Annotated in this window: 21 protein-coding genes; 7 read left to right on the forward strand and 14 right to left on the reverse strand. The window is 70.9% G+C overall.

Going from position 1 to position 24,143, the window contains the following annotated elements:
- Nucleotides 1-45: 45 nt before the first annotated feature.
- From AADR41_RS13930 to AADR41_RS13940, 3 genes are all read right to left on the reverse strand, one after another.
- Nucleotides 46-1,446: a maltokinase N-terminal cap-like domain-containing protein gene (locus tag AADR41_RS13930; RefSeq protein ID WP_342281688.1), complete on the reverse strand. Its 1,401-nt coding sequence runs from the start codon at nt 1,444-1,446 to the stop codon at nt 46-48.
- Between the two features lie 238 nt (nt 1,447-1,684).
- Nucleotides 1,685-3,391, reverse strand: coding sequence for a maltose alpha-D-glucosyltransferase (gene treS / locus AADR41_RS13935; RefSeq protein WP_342281689.1), 1,707 nt, complete (start codon nt 3,389-3,391; stop codon nt 1,685-1,687).
- Nucleotides 3,388-5,436: an alpha-1,4-glucan--maltose-1-phosphate maltosyltransferase gene (locus AADR41_RS13940; protein ID WP_342281690.1), complete on the reverse strand. Its 2,049-nt coding sequence runs from the start codon at nt 5,434-5,436 to the stop codon at nt 3,388-3,390. Before AADR41_RS13940 ends, treS begins: the two co-directional genes overlap by 4 nt.
- A 595-nt stretch (nt 5,437-6,031) precedes the next feature.
- Between AADR41_RS13940 and glgP the strand changes: the two genes are divergently transcribed.
- Nucleotides 6,032-8,638 carry an alpha-glucan family phosphorylase gene (gene glgP / locus AADR41_RS13945; RefSeq protein ID WP_342281691.1) on the forward strand — a complete coding sequence of 869 codons (2,607 nt, stop codon included), beginning with the start codon at nt 6,032-6,034 and terminating at the stop codon, nt 8,636-8,638.
- Between the two features lie 81 nt (nt 8,639-8,719).
- Here glgP and AADR41_RS13950 read toward each other — a convergent pair whose 3' ends face one another.
- From AADR41_RS13950 to AADR41_RS13980, 7 genes are all read right to left on the reverse strand, one after another.
- Nucleotides 8,720-10,756, reverse strand: coding sequence for a M4 family metallopeptidase (locus tag AADR41_RS13950; RefSeq protein ID WP_342281692.1), 2,037 nt, complete (start codon nt 10,754-10,756; stop codon nt 8,720-8,722).
- Between the two features lie 163 nt (nt 10,757-10,919).
- Entirely contained in the window at nt 10,920-11,093 is a 174-nt protein-coding gene (locus AADR41_RS13955; protein ID WP_342281693.1) for a hypothetical protein, read from the reverse strand.
- 584 nt (nt 11,094-11,677) lie between these two features.
- Entirely contained in the window at nt 11,678-12,709 is a 1,032-nt protein-coding gene (locus AADR41_RS13960; RefSeq protein WP_342281694.1) for an alcohol dehydrogenase, read from the reverse strand.
- Nucleotides 12,710-12,839: 130 nt separating this feature from the next.
- Nucleotides 12,840-14,612 (reverse strand): ABC transporter ATP-binding protein, encoded by a 1,773-nt coding sequence (locus AADR41_RS13965; protein ID WP_342281695.1) that lies wholly within the window; start codon nt 14,610-14,612, stop codon nt 12,840-12,842.
- Entirely contained in the window at nt 14,609-16,240 is a 1,632-nt protein-coding gene (locus AADR41_RS13970) for an ABC transporter ATP-binding protein (RefSeq protein ID WP_342281696.1), read from the reverse strand. The genes AADR41_RS13965 and AADR41_RS13970 overlap by 4 nt, the downstream gene beginning before the upstream one ends.
- 53 nt (nt 16,241-16,293) lie before the next feature.
- Entirely contained in the window at nt 16,294-16,749 is a 456-nt protein-coding gene (locus tag AADR41_RS13975; protein ID WP_342281697.1) for a hypothetical protein, read from the reverse strand.
- Nucleotides 16,746-17,006: a hypothetical protein gene (locus AADR41_RS13980; RefSeq protein ID WP_342281698.1), complete on the reverse strand. Its 261-nt coding sequence runs from the start codon at nt 17,004-17,006 to the stop codon at nt 16,746-16,748. The genes AADR41_RS13975 and AADR41_RS13980 overlap by 4 nt, the downstream gene beginning before the upstream one ends.
- Nucleotides 17,007-17,112: 106 nt before the next feature.
- Between AADR41_RS13980 and AADR41_RS13985 the strand changes: the two genes are divergently transcribed.
- The 3 genes from AADR41_RS13985 (at nt 17,113) to AADR41_RS13995 (ending at nt 18,470) form a co-directional block, all read left to right on the forward strand.
- Nucleotides 17,113-17,943, forward strand: coding sequence for a helix-turn-helix domain-containing protein (locus tag AADR41_RS13985; RefSeq protein ID WP_342281699.1), 831 nt, complete (start codon nt 17,113-17,115; stop codon nt 17,941-17,943).
- Nucleotides 17,940-18,149, forward strand: a complete 210-nt coding sequence (locus tag AADR41_RS13990; protein WP_342281700.1) for a DUF397 domain-containing protein — start codon at nt 17,940-17,942, stop codon at nt 18,147-18,149. Before AADR41_RS13985 ends, AADR41_RS13990 begins: the two co-directional genes overlap by 4 nt.
- A 111-nt stretch (nt 18,150-18,260) precedes the next feature.
- Entirely contained in the window at nt 18,261-18,470 is a 210-nt protein-coding gene (locus AADR41_RS13995) for a DUF397 domain-containing protein (protein ID WP_342281701.1), read from the forward strand.
- A gap of 24 nt (nt 18,471-18,494) precedes the next feature.
- Here the strand turns inward: AADR41_RS13995 and AADR41_RS14000 are convergent, their stop codons facing one another.
- Together AADR41_RS14000 and AADR41_RS14005 are read right to left on the reverse strand one after the other, a co-directional pair.
- The gene (locus tag AADR41_RS14000; RefSeq protein ID WP_342281702.1) at nt 18,495-19,277 is read right to left on the reverse strand and encodes an isoprenyl transferase; all 783 of its coding nucleotides are present in this window, start codon (nt 19,275-19,277) and stop codon (nt 18,495-18,497) included.
- Entirely contained in the window at nt 19,274-20,008 is a 735-nt protein-coding gene (locus tag AADR41_RS14005) for a TetR/AcrR family transcriptional regulator (RefSeq protein WP_342281703.1), read from the reverse strand. The genes AADR41_RS14000 and AADR41_RS14005 overlap by 4 nt, the downstream gene beginning before the upstream one ends.
- 223 nt (nt 20,009-20,231) lie before the next feature.
- Between AADR41_RS14005 and AADR41_RS14010 the strand changes: the two genes are divergently transcribed.
- Nucleotides 20,232-21,311: a serine hydrolase domain-containing protein gene (locus tag AADR41_RS14010; RefSeq protein WP_446751036.1), complete on the forward strand. Its 1,080-nt coding sequence runs from the start codon at nt 20,232-20,234 to the stop codon at nt 21,309-21,311.
- Nucleotides 21,312-21,366: 55 nt separating this feature from the next.
- On the opposite strand, the gene AADR41_RS42885 is transcribed toward AADR41_RS14010, so the two are convergent.
- Nucleotides 21,367-22,026: a helix-turn-helix domain-containing protein gene (locus AADR41_RS42885; RefSeq protein WP_446751033.1), complete on the reverse strand. Its 660-nt coding sequence runs from the start codon at nt 22,024-22,026 to the stop codon at nt 21,367-21,369.
- Nucleotides 22,027-22,231: 205 nt separating this feature from the next.
- On the opposite strand from AADR41_RS42885, the gene AADR41_RS14025 reads away from it, so the two are divergent.
- Nucleotides 22,232-23,437 carry a cytochrome P450 gene (locus AADR41_RS14025; protein WP_342281705.1) on the forward strand — a complete coding sequence of 402 codons (1,206 nt, stop codon included), beginning with the start codon at nt 22,232-22,234 and terminating at the stop codon, nt 23,435-23,437.
- A 3-nt stretch (nt 23,438-23,440) separates the two neighbouring features.
- Entirely contained in the window at nt 23,441-23,653 is a 213-nt protein-coding gene (locus AADR41_RS14030) for a ferredoxin (RefSeq protein WP_342281706.1), read from the forward strand.
- 61 nt (nt 23,654-23,714) lie between these two features.
- Here AADR41_RS14030 and AADR41_RS14035 read toward each other — a convergent pair whose 3' ends face one another.
- On the reverse strand, nt 23,715-24,107 hold the full coding sequence (locus AADR41_RS14035) for a peptidase inhibitor family I36 protein (RefSeq protein ID WP_342281707.1): 393 nt from the start codon (nt 24,105-24,107) through the stop codon (nt 23,715-23,717).
- Nucleotides 24,108-24,143 lie beyond the last annotated feature (36 nt).

The following is a 24,143-nucleotide window of genomic DNA, read 5'->3' on the forward strand; positions in this document are numbered from 1 at the left end:
GAGCGGGGGAGCGGGGGGAACGGTGGCGGGGCGCGTGCCGGGCCGTCAGTCGTCGGCGGCCAGGCGGTGGATCGCGGCCATCGGGACCGGCAGCCAGTCGGGCCGGTGCCGTGCCTCGTACAGCACCTCGTACACCGCCTTGTCGGTCTCGTGGGCGCGCAGCAGCTCCGGTTCGCCGCGCGGGTCGGCGCCCGCCGCGCGGGCGTACCCCTCGCAGTAGGCGGTCCGGCAGCGGGCCGCCCAGTCGGCGTTCCACGGGCGGTGCGAGCGGGCCGCGTAGTCGAAGGAGCGGAGCATCCCGGCGATGTCGCGGACCGGGAGCTGCGGCCGGCGGCGTTCGGGCAGCGGTCGGGCCGGTTCGCCCTCGAAGTCGATCAGTGACCAGAAACCGTCGGCCGCGCGGAGCGTCTGGCCGAGATGGAGATCGCCGTGCACCCGCTGGGCCGCCCGGTCGCGCGCCCGGTGCCCCAGCGCGGCCACCGCGTCGAAGGCGGTGCGCAGCCCGGGGACGTACGGCACGAGTTCCGGTACCGCCTGGGCGGCGGCCTCCAGCCGGCGCACCATCGCGGCGGCCAGGTGCTCGGTCTGGGCGCGGTGCAGGGCGGGCGTCGGCAGGGCGGCGGCCAGCGCGGTGTGCACCTCGGCGGTGGCCCGGCCCAGCGCGTGGGCCTCCTCGGTGAAGTCCCGGCCCTCGGCCAGGGCGCGCAGTGCGAGCTGCCAGCCGTCCTGCGCGCCGCTCAGGAACGGCTGGAGGACGCCGAGGGTGAGCGGCTCCGTGGCGGTGGCGGCCTCGAACCAGGCGACCGGGGCGGGCACCCGCCCGCAGCCCTCCCGTGCCAGTGCGAGCGGCAGCTCCAGATCGGGGTTGGTGCCCGGGAAGATCCGGCGGAAGATCTTGAGGATGTACGCGTCGCCGTAGACGAGCGAGGTGTTGGACTGCTCGGTGTCGAGCAGCCGCGGCGCGAGGCCCGCCGCGATGGCCGGGCCGCTCCGGTCGAAGCGCAGCGCGCCCAGTGTGCCAGGGGTACGGAATCGTTCCAGCAGAAGTTCTGCCAGGCGCGGATCGTGCAGCGCCTCGTAGACGGTGCGGCCGGTCAGCGGCCCCCCGGACACCCGGCCGATGAGCGCGGGTGCCAGCCGGGGCGGCAGTACGGACCGTACGCCGAGCAGCAGTTGGTAGCAGTCGTCCGGCGACCGCTCGGGCGTGGCCGGCTGTTGGACCCGGACCAGCAGATGGAGCAGCCCGGTCCCGGTTCCGGCGGCGACGGGACCGGTGCCCACCGGCAGTATCTCGGTCGCCGACACCAGCGAGAACGCGGTGACCGGCCGTCCCTTGCCCGCGAACCACCGCTGCCGGGGCAGCCATTCGTGCAGCAGGGGGGCGAGAGACGGGAGCAGGGCTGGGCTGTCGGCCAGGGCGACCCGAAGGGAGGCAGCCTCCGACATGGCATCGCGTCCTTTCCCCGGGCACACCACAGGATGCGAAGAGTGTCCCGGATTGCGGCAATAGCTGTCCGGCTGTGCGGGACGTGTCGGGTCAGGATGGTCCGTACGGACTCGACTCGATGGGATCGAAACGCCAGATGGGGCCCGGAAGGGGCCGTATGTGTGCGATGTGGGGGTTGGTGCCCCGTGCGGGGCGGCGGAAACCGCCCCGCGGTTGGTGGTACGACGTGCTGTCCGGTCAGCTCGGTGGCGCGTCCTTGCGCAGCCGGAACCAGTAGAAACCGTGCCCCGCGAGTGTGAGCAGGTAGGGCCACTTGCCGATGGCGGGGAAGCGCACCCCGCCGATCAGCTCCACCGGATGACGCCCCTCGAACGACCGCAGATCGAGCTCCGTCGGCTGCGCGAACCGCGAGAAGTTGTGCACGCACAGCACGAGATCGTCGCCGTGCTCACGGGTGAAGGCGAGCACGGCCGGGTTCGACGACGGCAGTTCGTTGTACGAACCGAGACCGAAGGCCGGGTTCTGCTTGCGGATCTCGATCATCCGCCGGGTCCAGTGCAGCAGCGACGACGGGGAGGCCATCGCCGCCTCGACGTTGGTGACCTGGTAGCCGTAGACCGGATCCATGATCGTGGGGAGGTAGAGCCGCCCCGGGTCACTGGAGGAGAACCCGGCGTTCCGGTCGGGCGTCCACTGCATCGGGGTGCGTACCGCGTCCCGGTCGCCGAGCCAGATGTTGTCGCCCATCCCGATCTCGTCCCCGTAGTAGAGGATCGGGGAGCCGGGCAGCGACAGCAGCAGCGCGGTGAACAGCTCGATCTGGTTGCGGTCGTTGTCCAGCAGCGGCGCGAGTCGCCGCCGGATGCCGATGTTGGCCCGCATCCGCGGATCCTTGGCGTACTCCGCGTACATGTAGTCGCGCTCTTCGTCCGTGACCATTTCGAGGGTCAGCTCGTCGTGGTTGCGCAGGAAGATGCCCCACTGGCAGTTCGCCGGGATCGCCGGTGTCTTCGCCAGGATTTCCGAGACCGGGTAGCGGCTCTCGCGCCGCACCGCCATGAAGATCCGCGGCATCACGGGGAAGTGGAACGCCATGTGGCACTCGTCGCCGCCGGCCTGGTAGTCGCCGAAGTAGTCGACGACGTCCTCCGGCCACTGGTTGGCCTCGGCGAGCAGCACGGTGTCCGGGTAGTGCGCGTCGATCTCCTTGCGGACCCGCTTGAGGAAGTCGTGGGTCTCCGGGAGGTTCTCGCAGTTGGTGCCCTCCCGCTGGTAGAGGTACGGCACGGCGTCCACCCGGAAGCCGTCGATGCCGAGGTCCAGCCAGAAGCGGAGCGCGGAGATGATCTCCTCCTGCACCGCCGGGTTCTCGTAGTTGAGATCGGGCTGGTGGGAGAAGAACCGGTGCCAGTAGTACTGCTTGCGCACCGGGTCGAAGGTCCAGTTGGACGTCTCCGTGTCCACGAAGATGATCCGGGCGTCCGGGAACTGCTTGTCGTCGTCGGCCCAGACGTAGTAGTCGCCGTACGGCCCCTCGGGGTCGGTGCGGGACTGCTGGAACCAGTCGTGCTGATCGCTCGTGTGGTTCATGACGAAGTCGATGATCACGCGCATCCCGCGCTGGTGCGCGGCGTCGACGAACTCCACGAAGTCGGCCAGATCACCGAACTCCGGCAGCACGGCGGTGTAGTCGGAGACGTCGTAACCCCCGTCGCGCAACGGCGACTTGAAGAACGGCGGCAGCCAGAGGCAGTCGACGCCCAGCCACTGGAGATAGTCCAGTTTGGAGGTGATGCCCTTGAGGTCGCCGATTCCGTCGCCGTTGGAGTCCTGGAAGGACCTGACGAGGACCTCGTAGAAGACGGCACGCTTGAACCAGTCGGGATCGCGGTCCTTGGCCGGGGTGTCCTCGAACGTGTCGTGGACAGGCTCATTGACGATCATGGTGTGGGTGACCCTCCGGTCGGCGGGGACGGTCGCAGGACCACGACGTGCGCGGGCGTGACGCCCGGCTCTAGGCGCACGTAGAAGGTCCTGCCCCAGTGATAGGTATCGCCGGTGAGCTCGTCGCGCACCGGCACACGCTCGTGCCGGTCGAGGCCGAGTCGCGGCATGTCCAACGAGACCGTGGCCTCGTGGGTGTGGTGCGGGTCGAGGTTGACGACCACCAGAACGATGTTCGACCCCGAACGCTTGCTGTACGCGATCAACGCGTCGTTGTCGGTGGAGTGGAAGTGCACGTCCCGCAGTTGCTGCAACGCCGGATTGCGCCGCCGGATGCGGTTGAGCGTGGTGATGAGCGGGGCCAGCGAACGGCCCTCGCGCTCCGCCGCCTCCCAGTCCCTGGGCCGGATCTCGTACTTCTCCGAGTGGAGGTACTCCTCGCTGCCGGGCCGGACCGGGGTGTTCTCGCAGAGCTCGTAGCCCGCGTACACACCCCAGGACGGGGAGAGCGTCGCGGCGAGCACGGCCCGCGCCTCGAAGGCCGGGCGGCCTCCGTCCTGGAGATATCCGGACAGGATGTCCGGGGTGTTCACGAAGAAGTTGGGCCGCATGTAGGAGGCGGTTTCGCCCGACAGCTCCGTGACGTATTCGGTGATTTCATGCCGGGTGTTGCGCCAGGTGAAATACGTGTAGGACTGCTGGAATCCGATGGACGCGAGCGTCTTCATCATCGCGGGCCGGGTGAATGCCTCGGCCAGGAAGATCACATCGGGATCGGTTCCGTTGATGTCCGCGATCACCTTCTCCCAGAAGATCACCGGCTTGGTGTGCGGATTGTCCACGCGGAAGATCCGCACACCGTGATCCATCCAGAACCGCAGAATGCGCACGGTCTCGGCGACCAGTCCGCCCAGGTCCTTGTCGAAGGCGATCGGATAGATGTCCTGGTATTTCTTCGGCGGATTCTCGGCATAGGCGATCGTGCCGTCCGCGCGATGGTGGAACCACTCCGGATGTTTCTCCACCCAGGGGTGGTCAGGAGAGCACTGGAGCGCGAAATCGAGAGCGATCTCCATGCGCAGATTCCGGGCGGTCGCAACGAAATGATCGAAGTCGTCGAGGGTGCCGAGAGCGGGGTGCACGGCGTCGTGACCGCCCTCGGCCGAGCCGATCGCCCACGGCACCCCCACGTCGTGCGGGGCGGCGGAGAGGGCGTTGTCGGGGCCCTTGCGGTGGGTGGTCCCGATCGGGTGGACCGGGGGCAGGTAGACCACGTCGAAGCCCATCGCGGCGACCGCGGGCAGCCGTTCGGCGGCCGTGCGGAAGGTGCCGCCGACGATCCTCGGCGGGACCTTCGCCGCCTTCTGCCCCTCCCCGGCCCCGCCCCTGCGCCTCGCGGACGGGGCGGCCCGCTCGACCACGGCGCCCTCCGAGCGGGGGAACAGCTCGTACCAGGAGCCGAACAGGGCCCGCCGGCGCTCCACCACCAGCGGCAGCGGCCGGGACGCGCTGACCAGTTCGCGCAGCGGGTGCCGGGCGAGCGCCGCCAGTGCCTCGGGGGCGAGCGCCGCGGCCAGCCGGGCGTTGGCCGGCCGGGACTCGTCGCGCAGCGCGTCCACGGCGGCCAGTACCGCCTCGCGCCCGTCCCGCTTGGGTACGCCGCCGGCGGCCCGCTCGTACAGCCCGGCGCCCTCCGCCAGGACGAGCGCGGTGTCGATCCCCGCCGGAATCTTGATCCCGGCGTGCTGCCGCCAGGTGGCGACCGGATCGCTCCAGGCCTCGACCGTATACGTCCAGCGGCCCTCCGCGTCCGGGGTGACGTCGGCGCCCCAGCGGTCGGTGCCCGGGGCCAGCTCGCGCATCGGCGTCCAGGGGCCGGGGCGTCCGCCCGGGTCCGTCAGGACCACATTGGCGGCGACGGCGTCATGGCCCTCGCGGAAGACGGTCGCGGTGACCTGGAAGGTCTCACCGGCAACGGCCTTGGCGGGCCTCTGGCCGCAGTCGACGAGGGGACGGACGTCGAGTACGGGAATGCGACCGATCATGGAATCACCTGGGGACTGGGCCCGGGACTGGGGCTCGGGCCGAACGGGACGCGGCACAGCGGCGGAGGGCGGAATACGCGCACCGCGACCGATGGGGTGCGTCCTTTCTAGCTGCTCAATTGACGGCTGACCGTGTGTGGGCATGGCCGCTCCTGTCCGCATTCACTCGAATGGCAGTCGAATGGGCGGGGCACGGGTATGTTTCGCGGATGTCAACCGGGTGAAAACCGGCCCGCGGATGCCTCGCATTCGTGCTGCATCCGGGCGTCGTCCATGCGGCACCCGGTGCGCACTCGGGCTGTGTTCCGGAGAAGCCTTCCCGCGATTCCCGGTGGGCCGATCCGGTGGTTTGTCAAAATACTCGGGTGTTTCTGTGACGACCTGTCCGTGTCGGGCGCCGCCCCGAGTTCCACGGGCCCGTCGGTGCCCTTCCGGACGCCACTGGGCAGCTTTCCCTCTGGTGCGGAGTGCCACAAGAGTGAACGGGGGAAGGGAATCGGCCATTACCTGTGTGGCCGATGTGCCGGAACGGGCGTGGGGGACGCACCGAGGTATGTCCCCTCGGATCCCCGCGTCCCCTGCGAAGGTGGAATACGTGAAGGCCATTCGTCGATTCACCGTGCGTCCCGTCCTCCCCGACCCCCTTCAACCGCTCAGTGACCTCGCCCGCAATCTGCGCTGGTCCTGGCACCCCGAGACCCGTGAGCTGTTCCAGGCCGTCGACCCGGAGATCCGGGCGGCGGCGGAGTGCGACCCCGTGCGGCTGCTCGGTGCGGTGTCCGCGGGCCGGCTCGCCGAGCTGGCCCGGGACGAGCAGTTCTTGCACCGGCTGACCGAGGCGTCCCAGGACCTGCGGAACTACCTGGACGGCCCCAGGTGGTACCAGGAACAGCTGGAGCAGGGCGCCGAACTCCCGGCCGCCGTCGCCTACTTCTCCCCCGAGTTCGGGGTGACCGCCGCCCTGCCCCAGTACTCCGGCGGGCTCGGCATCCTCGCCGGCGACCACCTCAAGGCCGCCAGCGACCTCGGCGTACCGCTCATCGGGGTCGGCCTGCTCTACCGGCACGGCTACTTCCGCCAGAGCCTGTCGCGCGACGGCTGGCAGCAGGAGCACTACCCGGTGCTCGACCCGAACGAGCTCCCGGTCGCCCTGGTGCGCGAGACCGACGGCACCCCGAGCCGGGTGGTGCTGGCCCTGCCCGGCGGCCGTTCGCTGCACGCCCACATCTGGCTGGCCCGGGTCGGCCGGGTACCGCTGTTGATGCTCGACTCCGACGTGGAGGAGAACGCGCCGGGCGAGCGCGAGGTGACCGACCGGCTGTACGGCGGCGGCAGCGAGCACCGGCTGCTCCAGGAGATGCTCCTCGGCATCGGCGGGGTGCGCGCGGTGCGCACGTACTGCCGTCTCACCGGACACCCGGAACCCGAGGTGTTCCACACCAACGAGGGGCACGCCGGCTTCCTCGGTCTCGAACGCATCCGGGAACTCTCCGGCACCGGACTCGACTTCGACTCCGCGATGGAGTCCGTCCGGGCCGGCACCGTCTTCACCACCCACACCCCGGTGCCCGCCGGGATCGACCGCTTCGACCGCGAACTGGTCGCCCGGCACTTCGGCGACGACGGCGAACTCTCCGGCGTGGGCGTCGAACGCATCCTGCAACTGGGCACGGAGACCTACCCCGGCGGTGAGACCGGCCTCTTCAACATGGCGGTGATGGGACTGCGGCTCGCCCAGCGGGCCAACGGGGTCTCCACCCTGCACGGCTCGGTCAGCCGGAAGATGTTCGCCGGGCTGTGGCCGGGCTTCGACCCGGACGAGGTGCCGATCACCTCGGTGACCAACGGGGTGCACGCACCCACCTGGGTCGCGCCCGAGGTCTTCCGGCTGCGCAACCGCTACGGCGGCACGCCCGGACGCTGGGAGTCCGCCGCCGGGGTCCCCGACCGCGAGCTGTGGGAGCTGCGGCGTTCCCTGCGCGCCCAGCTGGTCACCGAGGTGCGTGAACGGCTGCACGCCTCCTGGCGGGCCCGGGGCGCGGAGCCGGCCGAACTGGGCTGGATCGACGGCGTGCTCGACCCGGACGTGCTGACGATCGGCTTCGCCCGGCGCGTCCCCTCGTACAAGCGGCTGACGCTGATGCTGCGCGACCGCGACCGGCTGCGGGAACTGCTGCTCCACCCGGACCGGCCGGTCCAGATCGTCGTGGCCGGCAAGGCCCACCCCGCCGACGACGGCGGGAAGCGGCTGGTGCAGGAGCTGGTGCGGTTCTCCGACGACCCCCGGGTGCGCCACCGCATCGTGTTCCTGCCGGACTACGGGATGGCCATGGCGCAGAAGCTCTACCCGGGCTGCGACGTATGGCTGAACAATCCGCTGCGCCCGCTGGAGGCCTGCGGTACGAGCGGGATGAAGGCCGCGCTCAACGGCTGCCTCAACCTCTCGGTGCTCGACGGCTGGTGGGACGAGTGGTTCGAGCCGGACTTCGGCTGGGCGATCCCGACCGCCGACGGTCTGGCCCTGGACGAGGACCGCCGGGACGATCTGGAGGCTGCCGCCCTCTACGAACTGATCGAGGACCGGGTCGTGCCGCGCTTCTACGACCTGGGCGGCGAGGAGGGGCTTCCGGGGCGCTGGATCGAGATGGTCCGCCGCACGCTCGGCACGCTCGGCCCCAAGGTGCTGGCCGACCGGATGGTCCGCGAGTACGTGGAGCGGCTGTACGTGCCCGCCGCCCGCGCCCGGCGCGCGCTCGACCCCGGGACGGCTCGTCGGCTCGCCGACTGGAAGGCCCGGGTCCGGGCCGCCTGGCCGCGGGTGGCCGTCGACCACGTGGAGGCCGTGGCGCCCACCGCGGCGGACGGATCGGCCGAGCTGGGTTCGGCGCTGCTGCTCCGGGTCAGGGTCGCCCTCGGGGTGCTGGATCCGGACGACGTGGAGGTGCAGGCGGTGGCCGGCCGGGTGGACGCGGCCGACGGGATCTCGGACGCCCAGGTCTTCCCGCTGAAGCCGGCCGGGGGCCAGGACCTGGAGGGCCGCTGGCTCTACGAGGGGCCGCTCGCCCTCGACCGCACGGGCCCCTACGGCTACACGGTGCGGGTGCTGCCGGCCCATCCGCTGCTGGCGACCGGGGCGGAACTCGGCCTGGTGGCGCTGCCCGCGGAGGCGGCCGTGGACGGTGCGGGTGTGCTGATGCGCTGAGCGCCCGCCGGACACGCAACCGCCCGGCAGGGCGTGAGCTCCTGCCGGGCGGTGGTCACCGGGTCATGACCGGTGCGGGGTTCAGAAGGTGAGCTTGAAGCTGTTGATCTTGCCCGTGTCACCCGAGTAGACGTCCTGGACCTTGAGCTTCCAGGTGCCGTTGGCGACCTCGGACGACGCGTCGACCGTGTAGGTGCCGCGGACGTCGTCCGCCGGGTCGCCGGCCGAGGAGTTCTTCAGCCGGTAGGCGGTGCCGTCCGGGGCGACGAGGTCGACGACCAGGTCACCGCGGTAGGTGTGGGTGATGTCCACGTCGACCTTGAGGGCGCTGGGGGCGTTGCCGGTGACACCGGTGACGCTGACCGAGCTGGTGACGGCCGCACCGCGGTCCGGGATGGCCACCGAGGTCTTGCTCTCGAAGACCTTGCCGCCCGGGTCGGGGTTGCCGCCGCCGTCACGGGTGCCGACGTTGATGGCCGCCCAGGCGTTCATGACGGCCTTGTACTCGGCGCTGGTGGTGCCGTACAGCTCACCGGCCACGGCGAGGGTGCCGGTGCGGGCCGCCGCGTAGTTGGTGGTGGAGGTGAACTTGGTGGAGAGCGCCTTGAACCAGATCTGCTCGGCCTTGGCGCGGCCGATGCCGGTCACCGGCAGGCCGTCGGAGGTCGGGGAGTCGTAGGAGACCCCGTTGATGACCTTGGCGCCGCTGCCCTCGGAGAGCAGGTAGAAGAAGTGGTTCGCCGGGCCCGAGGAGTAGTGGACGTCGATGTTGCCGATGCCCGAGTACCACGCGTCCTTGGACGCGCCGTCCTTGCTCGGCTTGTCCTGGTAACGCAGCGGGGTGCCGTCACCGTTGATGTCGATCTTCTCGCCGATGAGGTAGTCGCCCGGGTCGCTGGTGTTGTTGGCGTAGAACTCGACCGCGGTGGCGAAGATGTCGCTGGTCGCCTCGTTGAGGCCACCGGACTCACCGCTGTAGACCAGGTTGGCGGTGGCGGCGGTGACACCGTGCGACATCTCGTGCGCGGCGACGTCGAGCGAGGTCAGCGGGGCGTTGTTGCCCGAGCCGTCGCCGTACGTCATGCAGAAGCAGCTGTCCTGCCAGAAGGCGTTGACGTAGTTGTTGCCGTAGTGGACACGGGAGTACGCGCCGACACCGTCACCGCGGATGCCGGTGCGGCCGTGCACGTTCTTGTAGTAGTCCCAGGTCTCGGCCGCGCCGTAGTGCGCGTCCGCGGCGGCCGTCTCGGCGTTCGACGGGTTGCCGTTGCCCCACACGTCGGTGGAGTTGGTGAACAGCGTCCCGGTGCCGGAGCTGCCGTGGTTCAGGTTGTAGGTCTTGTGGTTGCCGCGGCCCGTGTCCGTCAGGGTGTACGACGGTGCGGTGCCGAGGGTGACCTGGCCGCTGAACTGGGTGTTGCCGGTGCCGTTCTCGACACCCTGCCACTCGTACAGCTTCGCCCCGGTGGCCGCGTCGGTGATGACGTGCAGCTCGTTGGGGGTGCCGTCGTGCTGGAGGCCGCCGACGACGGTCTCGTAGGCGAGCTGCGGCTTGCCCTGCGCCATCCAGACCACCTTGCGGGGTGCCCGGTCGGCCTCGGTCTTCTTCGAACCGTCGGCCTTGGCGAGGCCGAGGGCCTGCTTCTCGGCCTTGGCGGGTGCGACGTCCGCCTTCAGGTCCACGGCCTTCAGCTGACCGCTGGTCACCTTGGAGGCCTTGGTGACGCCCTGGGTCGCCCCGGACTTGGACTCCATGACGACCATGTCGCCGCCGAGTACCGGAAGTCCGGCGAAGGTGCGCTCGTAACGCGTGTGAGTGGTGCCGTTGTTGTCCTGGACGACATCCCGGACGACGAGCTTCTCCTGCGAGCCGAGACCGAGGTCCTTGGCCGTGTCCGCCTTGCTGGCGTCCGCCTTGCGGATCAGCTCGGCGCGCTGGGACGGGGAGAGCTGCTTGGCCAGGGCACCGTGGTCGGCGCCGGCCGCCGCCGAGGTCGCCGCTGTGGCGCTGCTGGGAGTTGCAGTGGCCGTGCCGGTCTGGACTCCGACGGCTACGAGGGCTGCTGCGGCTATCAGAGCGCCGGTCGCGGTGGCACGACGGCTGGGCGTGGATCTCACGCGGACTCCTTCTGCGAGGGGGGTACCGGCGGCACGGTGAGCCGTCCGGGGTGAGCGAGAAGAGCGCAGAACGGGGTGAAGAGTGTCAGCCGGAAGATGTTCCTGTCAGGACCGCGTCAACAAGTTGGCCGGAATTCGTTCGTTGCCGGAAACGTCGTGTTCGTTAAGCGGACGTTTCGCCGATCATCACCGCGATGCCGTCCAGCGTCCTCCGGGGCCCGAATCCGAAGAGAATCCCGAGGTCGAGCTCGAACGCCTCGTGTTCGAAAAGCGAGCCGGGCAAGGGGTGGTCGCCACTGGCCGAGATGGCGTCGAAATGTGGCTTGTTTCTTTCCATCCGCTTCTCCGTGGAGAGCCCGGAGTCCTGGAGGGCCCGCGATTCCGGCTCGCCGGCCGCCGCGGCCGTCGCAGGCCCCTGCCCATGGGTGCGTGGGCGCATGGGCGCGTCGGGCGAAGAGCGTGAGGTGGATGCGGAGCTTCGTGCGCGGCGGCAGTCCGGCGCCCGCGAGGACGCGCGGCACCCACTCCGTGTACCGCGTCGCGTGCGCGGACGGCGTCGGCCGAGGGGAGGAGGCCGTGGGCCCGGGCCGGCCAGGGACGGCGCCCCTACACCGACCGCAGCCACCGGGCATCGAGTTCCGGCCCCGGCCGCCGGCCGTGCGGCACGGCGCCCGGCGGGTGTTCCGCGAACGCCTCGTCCGGCGTCAGCCGGACCGGCCCCGCACTGCCGGGCACCCGGCGGTGACGCCGGCCGGCGCGGCCGCGGTGGCCCGGCAGCTCCCGCACCGGCCGGAGGAGACGGTGCCCGCCCCGGCGGACCGGGTTCTCACCCGCGGCCCGGGCACGGCCGGTGCCGCCGCCGTGCTCTGCGTCGTACTGCTCCGGTGTCCGCGTGCACCGGGCCGAGGCCCGCGGCCGGGGTCAGCCGTTGGTGAGCACCATCCGGAAGCGGGCGGCACCGGACAGCATCCTGCGGTACGCCTCCTCCACCCCGTCCAGCGGCACCGGCTCGGTCATCGGGCGGATGCCGTGCAGGGTGCTGAACGCCAGGGTGTCCTGCACGTCCTGCGCGGTGCCGGACGGATGGCCCCGGACGACCTTGCCGGACATCAGCAGCTGGTTCGGGCTGATGCCCAGCGGCTCCGGGTCCGCCCCGATGACCACCAGCTCGCCACGGGGCGCGAGCCCGTCCACGGTCGACGTGATCGCCGCGGAGTTGGCGGCGGTGGCCAGCACCACCCTGGCCCCGCCCAGGGACTGGAGCGCGTCCGCGACGCCGGTGCCCGCGGTGCTGTCGATGTAGTGGTGGGCGCCGAGCTCCTTCGCGAAGTCGGCCTTGGCGGCCCCCCGGGCGATCGCCACCGTCTCGAAGCCCATCGCCGCCGCGTACTGCACACCCAGGTGACCGAGGCCGCCGATGCCCAGCACGGCGACCAGGTCGCCCGGCCGGGCGGAACTGCGCCGCAGCCCGTTGAACGTGGTCACCCCCGCACAGCCCATCGGCGCCGCGTCGATCGCCGACAGCGCGTCCGGGATCCGGGCCAGGGCGTCCGCCGGGGCGACCAAGCTCTCGGCGTAGCCGCCGTCGTACGACCACCCGGGCACCTTCAGGTTCAGGCAGACCACGAAGTCGCCCTGCCGGCACGGTGTGCAGTGGCCGCAGCTGCCGCCGAACCAGCCCACCGCCACCCGGTCGCCCACCTGCCAGGCACTTTGCGTGCCCTCGCCCAGTGCTTCGATCCGGCCGGCGATCTCGTGCCCCGGGACCACCGGGAACCGTACGCCCGGCAGCGCGCCGTCCACGAAGAACGCGTCGCTGTGACAGACCCCGCAGGCGTCCACGGAGATCCGGACGTGCCCCGGCCCCGGCTGCGGTACCGCGCGCTCGACGATCTCGAAGGGGCCGCCGGCGGCTGCGGCCTGCGCGGCTCGGTAGGTGCTGGGGACGCTCATCTGGATCTCTCCGGGTCGTGGTCGGACGGCCCCCCCGACCAGCAGACCAGCTCCGCCCCGCCCGCGCGCGCCGAGCGGGGCGGACGGGCGGAGCCTTCAGGACGGCGGCGGGGACTACGGAGCGGGGCCTTCAGGACGAGGACGGCCGTTCGCCGTGCCAGGAACGCCAGAGCGCGGCGTACGCGCCGCCCGCCGCCACCAGCTCGTCATGGGTGCCCAGTTCGGTGATCCGGCCGTCCTCCATCACCGCCACCCGGTCGGCGTCGTGGGCCGTCTGCAGGCGGTGCGCGACGGCGACCACGGTCCGGCCTTCGAGAACGGCGGCCAGCGCCCGCTCCGTGTGCCGGGCCGTCCTCGGGTCCAGGAGCGCGGTGGCCTCGTCGAGGATCAGCGTGTGCGGATCGGCCAGCACCACGCGCGCCAGGGCCAGCTGCTGCGCCCGTGCGCCGTCCGGCCGGTGCGCCCCGTGGCCCAGATCGGTGTCCAGGCCGTCCGGCAGTTCGTCGGCCCAGTCGGCGCCGACGGCGGCCAGCGCCGCGCGCAGTTCGTCGTCGGTGGCGTCGGCCGAGGCGATCCTCAGGTTGTCCCGGACCGTGCCGAGGAAGACGTGGTGCTCCTGGGTGACCAGCACGACGTGCCTGCGCAGCCGTTCGGGGTCCAGCCCTGCGACCGGGACTTGCCCGACCGTCACCGAGCCGGTGCGCGGTGCGTCCATGCCCGCAAGCAGCCTGCCCAGGGTGGTCTTGCCCGCGCCGGAGGGGCCGACGACCGCGAGCCGTTCGCCGGGGCGGACCGTCAGGCCGACACCGTGCAGGACGTCGCCCCCGCCGTCGTAGGCGTAACGCACGTCCGTCACCTCGATCCGGTCGTCGGCCGGTGCGGGGGAGGCGGCCGGCGGTACGTGCGCCGCCAGGGCGAGACCCTCGACCCTGGCGAAGGAGGCACTGCTGCTCTGGAGCTGCTCCAGCCGCTGGAGGATGGTGTCCAGGGGCTGGGAGAGCTGCCGCAGATACAGGGCCGATGCGACCACCGCGCCGAGGCTCACCGCGCCGTGGTCGTGCAGTACGCCGCCGACCAGCAGGACACCGGCCACCGGAATGACGTACGAGACGTCCACGGCCGGGAAGAGCACACTGCGCAGGAACAGCGTCCTGGTCCGGGTCCTCCAGCACTCCTCGACGGCCTCCTCGCAGGCGGTGACACGGCGCTGCTGAAGCCCGAGGGCCTCGACGGTGCGGGCCCCGGCGGCGGTGGCCGCGAGCTGCTCCGCGAGCGCCGAGTTGGCGCTTCCCTCGGCCAGGTACGCGGTGAGCGCCCGGCGCAGATACCAGCGGGCGGCGAACCAGATCCCGAGCAGGCCCAGCACCCCGCACGCACCGAGCAACGGGTCCAGCACGAAGACCGCACCGAGGATGAACAGCGCCTGGACCGCGGCGATGAGGACCTCGGGTCCGGCGTCCCGGAGGGTGGCGCCGACCATGGCGACATCGGTGGTGCCTCGGGTCAGCAGATCGCCCGTCCCGGCCCGTTCGACCACCCGGGCGGGCAGCCCGAGCGTCCGGTCGGCGAACTCCTCGCGGATGCGGGCGAGGGTCCGCTCGCCGAAGCGGTGTCCTACGTGACCGGCCCAGCGGACCAGGAGGAGCTGCGCCACGGCGAAGACGAGGATGGTGAGCGCCAGGCGGTCCACCGCGGCCACCCCGGCGCCCGCCCCGACCTCGTCGACGATCCGGCCGAGCAGCCACGGGCCGACGAGTCCTGCACCGGCGGCCAGCGCGTTGAGGCCGATCATGGCGGCGAAGACGCGGCCGTCCAGCCGGATCAGCCGCAGCGCCGCCCGGCGTATCCGGGACGGTTCGGCGATGGGCAGCGCCTGGTGCGCCGCTCCGGTTCCGGTGGTCATCGCACGGCCTCCCTGGACGGCGGGACGGTTTCTTCGTCGGCGGGGACGTCGTCCTCCGTGCCACGGGACACCAGAAGCCGGTAGCCGGGCTCCCGGTCCAGGAGTTCACGATGGCTGCCGACGGCCGCGACGCGACCGTCGACCAGATAGCAGACGGTGTCGGCCTGGTCCAGCAGGAGCGGCGACGTGCTGGTGACGACGGTGGTGCGCCCGGAGCGTGCGGCGCGCAGCCGGGTCGCCATGGCCGCCTCGGTGTGCGCGTCGACCGCCGAGGTGGGCTCCACCGCCAGCAGCACCTCGGGATCGGCCAGCAGGGCCCGGACCAGCCGGACGCGCTGGCGCTGGCCTCCGGAGAGGTTGCGGCCCTGCGCGTCGACCCGCGAGTCGAGTCCGTCGGGCAGACCGCGCACGATGTCCTCGGCCACGGCCGCGTACAGGGCCCGGTCGATGGACTCCTCGTCACGGTCCCGGGCGCCGCCGATCACCTCGCGCAGCGGACCGGCGAACAGATCGGCCTCGTTGTCCGCGACCAGGATCCGCCGGCGCACCTGCGTCAGGTCGATCTCGTCGAGGCGTACAGCGCCCCACGTCGCGGCCGAACCGGTGAACCGGCCGAGCCGCTCGACCACCGCCGCCGACTCCGCCGGCCGGGCACCGGCCAGCGCGGTCAGCCTCCCGGGCGCCACCTCCACACCGGACGCCGGATCACGGAGCGTGGCAGGCGAGCCGGGCCCGTCCGAGGCCGCGGCTCCGTCGACGGAATCGGGCTCCAGGTCCAGGAACCGGATGACCCGGCGGGCGGCGACCAGTCCGCGGCTGAGGTCGTAGCCGCCCTCGATGAAGAACTCGACCGGCACCACGAGCACCGCGGCGTACCCGTAGACCGCGACCAACTCGCCGACACTGATGGTCCCTTCGGCGGCCATCCGGGCCGCGAGCCAGGTCACGGCCCCGAGGAACAGGGTGGGCAGGCCGACGCCGAGGGCCTGGATCCAACTGGTCACCGCGCCGACGCGGTACCCCTCCGCCCGAAGCTCCTGCGAGCCGCGCCGGTAGCGCTCGGCGTACACCTCCTTGCCGCCGATGCCGTTGAGGACGCGCAGGCCCCCGACCATGTCCGCGAAACGACCGGCGAGCCCGCCCTGCCGCTCCCGGTACGTGGCCTCGACCCCTTGCAACCGCCCCAGCAGCGGGCCGACCAGCACCGCCAGCAGCGGCACCCCGAGCAGCACGACGGCCGCGAGCAGCGGTGACACGGACAGCAACAGCGCGGCCACGACGAAGAAGGCGAGAACCGCGCCGACACCGGGGCCGGTGATGGTCAGCGTGTTGGCGATCACCCCGACATCGCCGAACCCGATCGTGACGACCTCCCCGGCCGTGACCCGGCGCGGCAGCGCCCCGCCCAGCCGGGTCGCCTGCGAGACCACGGCCCGCACGGAACGGAAGGCGGCGTCCAGCCGCACCCTGGTCATCGTGCGGTGCCGCATGATGGCCAGCCAGGCGTTCAGCACCCCCACGCCCAGCAGCGCCGCGACCCAGCCGGCCAGCGCGGGCCACCGCCCCGGTTGCAGCCCGTCGTCGATGGCGCGGGACAGCAGGTACGGCGGCAGCGTCAGGCACACCATCCAGGCGCTGCCCAGCAGCGCGCCGGCGGCGATCCGGCGGCGCTGGCAGACGATCAGCCACCACAGGTACCGAATGGCGCTGCGGCGGTCGGGGGGCCGTACGGGGTGTGACGAGCGGTTTCTGATGTTGATCCCTCCCCGGGCCGGCAGCGGAGCGTGGTCGTGTGTGCCTGTTCCACGGATCGTACGGACAGCGTGTACGTGCAGTCGTCGTCGGGGACGACGACGAGCAGCGGGGCTCCGCCCTTGATGTGTGCGTGGGCGGCGCGTTGGCTCTCGCGGTCCTCGTACCAGGCGCGGAGTTCGGCGAGGTGGTCGACGAGATCGAGCCGGCCCACGATCCACAGGGCCTGTCCGCCGAGCCAGCGCAGGGCGAGGACGGGGGAGATGGTCCGGAAGGTGCCGAGGACGTACCGCACCGTCTCGTCGGCGCCGTACACGAGCCCTTCGGCGACCGCCTCGCACCGGTAACTCGGTTGCTGGAACTGTGTGTTGACGTCGCCGGTCACAGGATCCGCCCCTCGCTCCGGGCATTGCACCGCGCGATCTCGGCCCGCAACCGCTCTATGGGACTCGGCTCCCGTACGTTCGCGGGTTCCGCCTCCCACTCCGCACCACCACTGACCGGCCGCAACGACCAGTACGGGCCGGCCACTCCCCGGAACTCGCCCACCCGGTCACGACGGCTGGTGTCCACCAACATCGTGCCGGTGGAGGGGACTTGTGAGGGCCTCTGCTCGCTCGGGGGGCCGTCTTCCGTAGACATGGGCCACTCCTCTCCGTAACGGTTCCGCTACCAAGGGGGATCAGCGTGGCTTAGAGTCGGGGGGTCTTCAACTTGCTCCGTTTGAGCGGAGAGATGGGACTGCTGGATGGTGAACCGCAAAGAGCTGGACCCCGAAAAATCGCCCGTTGCTCGCTTCGGGCAGCGCCTGCGTCAGTTACGCGACGAGCGTGGCTGGACGCAGGACGAGCTGGCGGATCGCATGGGGTGCTCGGGGACGCATATTTCCGCCGTCGAAACTGGTCGACGGCCCCCAACTCCTCGCTTCGCAGCAAGTGCTGACAGGGCGTTCGGAACGGGCGACCGACTCGAACGCCAGGGGCGGGCCGTTTGGAACACCGCGATACTTGAGGGCTTCCCGGAGTTCGTGGCGCACGAGGTGCGCGCGGCAGAGATCAGGCTCTTCGAGCTCGGCATCATCCCTGGCTTGCTCCAGACACCGGAGTACGCCGCAGCCATCACCACCGGTGCCGTGCGGCGCGGAGCGATCACCGAGCAGCAGGCGGAAGAACGGTTGTCGCTCCTCGCGCGAAGGCAGGAGTCATTGCGGCGAACTCCTGCGCCGCTGGTCTACGTCGTCCTCGACGAGAGCTGCATCAGACGCCCAGTGGGTGGTTCCGAGGTCATGGCGAAGCAACTGGACCAGCTCGTCGCTTTCGCTGAACTGCCGTCAACCGTCGTGCAGGTGGCTCCGTTCGACCTGGGGGAGCGCAGGGCATTCGACCTGCCTGTGACGCTGCTGAACCTTGCCGACCGGTCGCAGATCGCGTACACCGAGTCGGCACAACAGGGTTGCTTGGAACGCGATATGAGGTTCGTGCAGCCGCTGGTAACGGCCTACCATCAAATGCAGGCCGAAGCGCTGTCCCAGGCGGCATCCGTAGCCGTGATCGAGCAGGTACGAAAGGGCATCCCGTGACCACCGAATCCCCCCGCTGGTTCAAGTCCTCCTACAGCAGCAACGGCGGCCAGTGCGTCGAGGTCGCTGCCAACCTCGTCGCCCCGCTCGGCGTGGTTCCCGTGCGTGACTCGAAGATCCCGGGCGGCCCGGTGTTGAACGCCTCCGCCGTCTCGTTCGCCGCGTTCGTGGCGGGCGTGAAGGCCGGAGAGTTCGGCACTGTCTGACCGGTCGGCTTCGCGGGTACTGATACCGCGTGCGACGTAAGCCCCGCCACGCTTCCTGGTGATCCGCCGGGAGCGTGGCGGGGCTTCAAGCGGCTACGAAAGGGCTCCCCCGTGACCACCGAATCCCACCGTTGGTTCAAGTCCTCCTACAGCAGCAACGGCGGCGCCTGCGTGGAGGTCGGCGCCAACCTCGTCGCCCCGCTCGGCGTGGTCCCCATCCGCGACTCGAAGACCCCGGGCGGCCCGCTGTTGAACGCCTCCGCCGTCTCGTTCGCCGCGTTCGTGGCGGGCGTCAGGGCCGGGGAGTTCGGCGACGTCTGACCGTCTTTCCGGCGCCGAAGACGGCTACTTTCCGAATCGCCGCTCGCGATTCGCGTACGAGCGGAGTGCGCGCAGGAAGTCCACGTGGCGGAACGCCGGCCAGTAGCAGTCCACCCAGTGCATCTCGGCGTACGCGGACTGCCAGAGAAGGAAGCCGGACAGCCGCTGCTCTCCGGAGGTCCGGATGATGAAGTCGGTGTGGTCGGCCGTCGGCGAGTACAGATGCCGGGAGATGTCCTCGATATCGAACCGGTCGACCAGTTCGGCAGGGTCGCCTCCGGCGGCGATGTGCTCCTCGAAGGCGCTCTTCACCGCATCGACGATCTCCCGCCGGCCGCCGTAGCCGACCGCGACGTCCACCTTGAGCCCGCCGCGCCCCGCGGTCGAGGCGGCGGCCTCCTTGAGCACCCGGGCACTGGCGCCGGGCAGCATGTCGAGCGAGCCGATCACCTGGACCTCCCAGGAACGGCCCGCGGCCGTGATGTCCCGGACGGTCGCTTCGATGATCTCGATCAGCGGGCCGAGCTGCTCGGCGGGGCGCCCGAGATTGTCGTCGGAGAGCATGAAGAGCGTCACGCGCTCGATTCCGTCGGCAGCGCACCAGCCCAGGAACTCGGTCGTCTTGGCGCCACCTGCCCGGTACCCCTCCCGGACGTCCGTGTGACCCGCCTGCCGGGCCCAGCGCCGGTTGCCGTCGAGCATGATCCCGACATGCTGGGGCCGTGGCAGCCCCGCCAGCGTGGTGGCCAGTCGGCGTTCGTACACCGCCTCGATCGGCCGGCGGAGGAACAACGGGAGCAGCCTCATGAACCATCTCCATCGCGTTGTGGGTGCCCTCCGCGGACCCTACCAGGGGCTTTTTGAGCGGAGGAACGTTCGGCCGGTGCGCGGACCGAGGCCTCGACATGGGCGAGTTGGGCGGCGAGGATCTCTTCGAACGCGGTGCGGCGGTCCGCCCCGAGGGGACGGACGTCGCGGGCGAAGTGGGCCAGGGTCGGGAAGCGTTCGGGGTCCGCGCCCAGAACCGCCACGCGGAACAGCTCCATGCCCTGTTCGTGCTCTTTGGGGGTGACGGTGCTGACCCCGGCCTCGGAGGCGATCAACGCGGCGATGAGGACCGCGATCCGGTGGTAACACGCCGGGATCTCCTCGTCGGGCAGCCCCGACGTGCGCAGCGCGTGCAGCACCTCCTCCATGATCATCCGGGAACCCGTGCCGCCCGACGCGTAGCGCCCCCAGACCGCCGCGAGCGGGGGCTGCCGTCCGAATGCCTCTCTCACATGCAGGGCCAGGGACGTGATGCGCTGCTTCCAGTCCCCCTCGGGGCGGTAGTCGTCCATCGCGGCCAGAAGAATCCGGTCGGCGACCGCGCGCAGCAGCTCGGTCTTGCTGCGGAAGTGCCGGTAGAGGCTGGAGGAATCCGTTCCGAGGGTCGCCGCGAGCTTGCGCACGCTGAATGAATCCGCGTCGCCCGTGCGCAGCAGTTCCGCCGCCGCATCCAGGATCTCGTCGGTCGACCAACGCCTTCGGCCTGCCATCCCGCTCCTCTCGCCGAATCTCAGCCTACCTGTGCACTTGGTGTTGCACGCACCGCGTGCATAATGAGGACATGGGCGTGCCGGGCGGGCCGGCATGCCACTCGTGCCCATTTGCCCGGGGCGGCTCGTCCGGGTCGGTGACCGATGCGGAGCCCATCCCGGGGACCACGAAAGGACGCATGACGTGCAGAGCTCACTGGATCGCGCGGCGCTGGACGCCGCCATGGAGAACGTCCACCGCGCCGGGGTGCCGGGCCTGTTCGCCGAGGTGCGGGACGGTGACCGGGTCTGGCGCGGCGCCGCCGGGGTCGCGGATGTCGACACCGGTCGCCCCGTCCGCGCCGACATGCGGCACCGGGTCGGCAGCATCACCAAGACCTTCACCGCCGCCGCGGTTCTGCAGCAGGTCGAGAGCGGCCGGATCGGTCTCGACGCACCGATCGGCCGGTACCTCCCGAAGCTGGTTCCCAAAGAACGCGGCGACGCGATCACGGTCCGGATGCTGATGGACCACACCAGCGGCCTCGCCGAGTACCTCCCGTACGCCTATCCGTCGCTCAAGGCGTTCCCCGACCTCGCGGGCACCGGACCCCAGAGCCTGGACGACCACCGGCTCACGCGGTTCGATGCCGCCGAACTGATCGCGATGGGGGTCACCGCACCCGCCGCCGGCGCCCCGGGTGGTGCTCCGGGGCTGTACTCCAACACCAACTATCTGCTGCTCGGCGAACTCCTGGCACAGGTGACCGGCACCACGGCCGAGCGGTACATCACCCGCAACGTCATCGAGCGCGCCGGGCTCCGGGACACGGGGTTCCCCACCGGACCGCACGTCGACGGGCCGCACTCGAAGCTCTACGAGGCGTGGTTCGGCATGATCGACCCGCCGCGCGACTACAGCGTCTTCGACATGTCATGGGTGGGGCCGTCGGCCTCGCTCATATCGACCGTCACCGACCTCAACCGCTTCTTCGGCAAGCTGCTGGCCGGGGAGATCGTCGGTCCGTCGTCGCTGGCGCAGATGCGGCGCACCGTCCCGGTCGTCTCCCAGGAGGGAAGGACGATCGACTACGGCCTCGGCCTGTACCCGATGGAGGAGCCCGGCCGGAGTACCTTCTGGGGCCACGGCGGCACGGTCTGGGGCGGTGGGGCGCTGGCCGTGATCCGCGCCGACGGCAAGCGGCAGATGGCGGTCGCGCTGAACACGCAGCGGTGGAACAGGCTCGACCCCTCCGGCAGGCCGCAGCCACACCCCGTCGACGACGCGCTCGCGGCGCTGCACCGCGTGGCGATGTACGGCTGACGGGGCCGCCCGCCGAACCGCGGCCCTGCCGGTTTCCGGGGTTCGCCGGGGCCCTTCAGTCCAGGAGACCGCGCCAGCGGTCGGCCGACTCCATCATGTCCAGGCTGACCCGCTCCAGGAACGCCCCCGCCTTGGCCATCCGCTGCCCCACGGGGCTGTCCGGGCCGGACGCCTCCGCCATGGCCATCGCGGACCGCGCCGTTTCGAGCGTCTGCACGGTGCTGAGCACGACGGACCGGTACCAGGCCGCGTCGTCGATCACGTAGACGTCGCGCCGCCGCTGCGGATCGCGTTCGCGCCGGACGTAGCCGTGCTGCACGAGGTAGTTCACAGCCAGGGAGACGGAGGCCGGGCTGACCTTCAGCCTGCGGGTCAGTTCGGCCGCGGTGCGCCTGCCCTCCTCGGACAGCAGCAGGTCCATGTGTACGCGCGCCATCATCCTCGGCAGCCCCGCCCGGACCGCCGCCTCGATGATCTCCTCTCCCGCCGCGTCACCCGGTGACCCGGCCGTGCGCGGGGGCGCCGGTGTGCCACGCCGCGCTCTCAGGCCCGTCGCCCGGTGCGCCCGGTCGGGGCGGTAGCCGCCGGAGCCGCCGTTGCGGGCGATCTCCCGGCTGATCGTCGAGGGCGGCCGGCCGAGCCGTCGCGCGATCTCGGAGCAGGAGAGTCCGTCGGCGATTCCCGCCGCGATGCGCTGGCGGTCCTGCTGGGTCAACCGTTCTCCTGGCATGCCGTCAGTATTGCTTTCGCAGTCAGTCATTGCAACGCGATATTGCATTCGGCCGCATCGTCATTGCATCAATTTCAGGCTGTTTACCTGCGTAGATGCATTTCTGTCGATTGACAGGAATTCTGGATGCAACGTAGCTTTCAGGCATGGCCAAACGCGTACTATCGCGAAATGGACGGGGGAAATGATCATGGGTGGGTTACTGCACACCGTCACGACGATGCCCACGGAGCGTGGGTCCGGCTGCCCCTTCGACCCGCCGGCCGAGCTGCTCGACGCCCGCCGGCACGGCCCCATCAGCCACTACACCTTCCCGGGTGGCGAACCCGGCTGGCTGATCACCGGATACGACCTGGTCAGGTCGGTCCTGGCCGACTCGCGGTTCAGCTCGCGCCGGGAGCTCATGCTTCATCCGACCATCGACTACGGGGACATGACGGCGCCCCCGGCGCCGCCCGGTGAGTTCCTGCTCATGGACGAGCCCCGGCACAGCCGCTACCGGAAGCCGCTGATGGGCAAGTTCACCGTGCGGCGGATGCGGCTGCTCACCGAGCGCGTCGAACAGATCACCGCAGACCACCTGGACGCCATGGAGGAGGCCGGGACCTCCGCGGACCTGGTGACCGCGTTCGCCAGGCCGATCCCCGCCATCGTGATCTGTGAACTGCTGGGAGTGCCGTACCGGGACCGGGCGTCCTTCCAGGAGCAGGTCGACTCGTTCATGAACGGGGAGACCAGCGACGAGGACATGATCGCGGCCTACACCGCGACCCAGCACTACCTCGCGGAGCTGGTGGCCGCCAAGCGGGCGAACCCCACCGACGACGTGCTCAGCGACCTCGCCGGCAGCGATCTGACGGACGAGGAGCTGAGAGGGATGGCCCTGCTCCTGCTGGCGGCCGGGCTCGACACCACCGCGAACATGCTGTCCCTCGGCACCTTCGCGCTGCTGCGCAATCCGGAGCAACTGGCCGCGCTGCGCGCCGATCCCGGGCTCGCCGACCGGGCCGTGGAGGAACTGCTGCGATACCTCAGTGTCGCCAAGACGTTCATGAGGACGGCGCTGGAGGACGTCGAGGTGGGAGGCACGACCATCGGGGCCGGATCGCGGGTGATCCTGTCGTACAACACCGCCAACCGCGACCCCGGGCGCTTCGCCGATCCCCACACGCTCGACCTCGGCAGGCAGGGCGGCGGGCACCTGGCCTTCGGGCACGGCATCCATCAGTGCCTGGGGCAGCAACTGGCCCGGGTCGAGATGAAGGTCGCGTTCCCCGCGCTGTTCGGCCGCTTTCCCGCGCTGCGTCTGGCCGTACCACCGGAGGAGGTTGTCCTGCGCCCGGAGACCGCGGACATCTACGGGGTGAAGAGCCTCCCGGTCACCTGGGAGGCGTGAGCGATGCGGATCACGGTGGACGCCGGGCGCTGCGTCGGCTCCGGAATGTGCGTGTACACCGCCGGTGAGGTGTTCGACCAGGACGAGGACGACGGCCGGGCGATCGTGCTGCGGCCCGAGCCGCCCGCCGGGACGCGGGACTCGGTCCGCCGGGCCGTCGACCTGTGTCCGGCCGGGGCGATCGCCCTGTCGGACCCCGGCGCCCCGGCCCCGTAGGCGGTCGCCCTCGGACGACCGCCACTCGCCCCGACGGCCGTGGCCCGGCGCGACGGTCAGGTCAGCTCGACGTCCACTTGATGGACTTGATGCTGATGCCGGTCGGGTGCTCATCGCTGGTCAGGCGGCCCTTGTTGCCGCGGACGAGGTGGTGGTCACCCCCGCCGTACGAGTACTCCGTGTACGCGTGGACGTGGTTGACCCCGCCGGACACCGTGCCGTTGTTGAACGACGACTGGAACTTGACGGTGTTGCAGGACGGAGTCGTCCACTTCGTGATCGAGATGTCCGTGTAGCAGCGCTGGCCGGTTCCGCCGCTCTTGGTGTACAGGCAGACATAGCCGCTCGGGCAGTCCCACGCCTTCTGTGCCGCTTCGGCCGTACCGGGTGTCATCACCAGTGCGACACCGGCGGTCACGGTCGCGGCGGTGAGCAGCGTACGGAATGTCCTCATGACGGGCTCCTTCAGTGACTCGGGTTGCGCCGCTCC

Origin of the sequence: Streptomyces sp. CLV115 (assembly GCF_038448545.1) — a bacterium.
In the GTDB taxonomy this organism is placed as follows: Bacteria; Actinomycetota; Actinomycetes; order Streptomycetales; family Streptomycetaceae; genus Streptomyces; species Streptomyces sanglieri.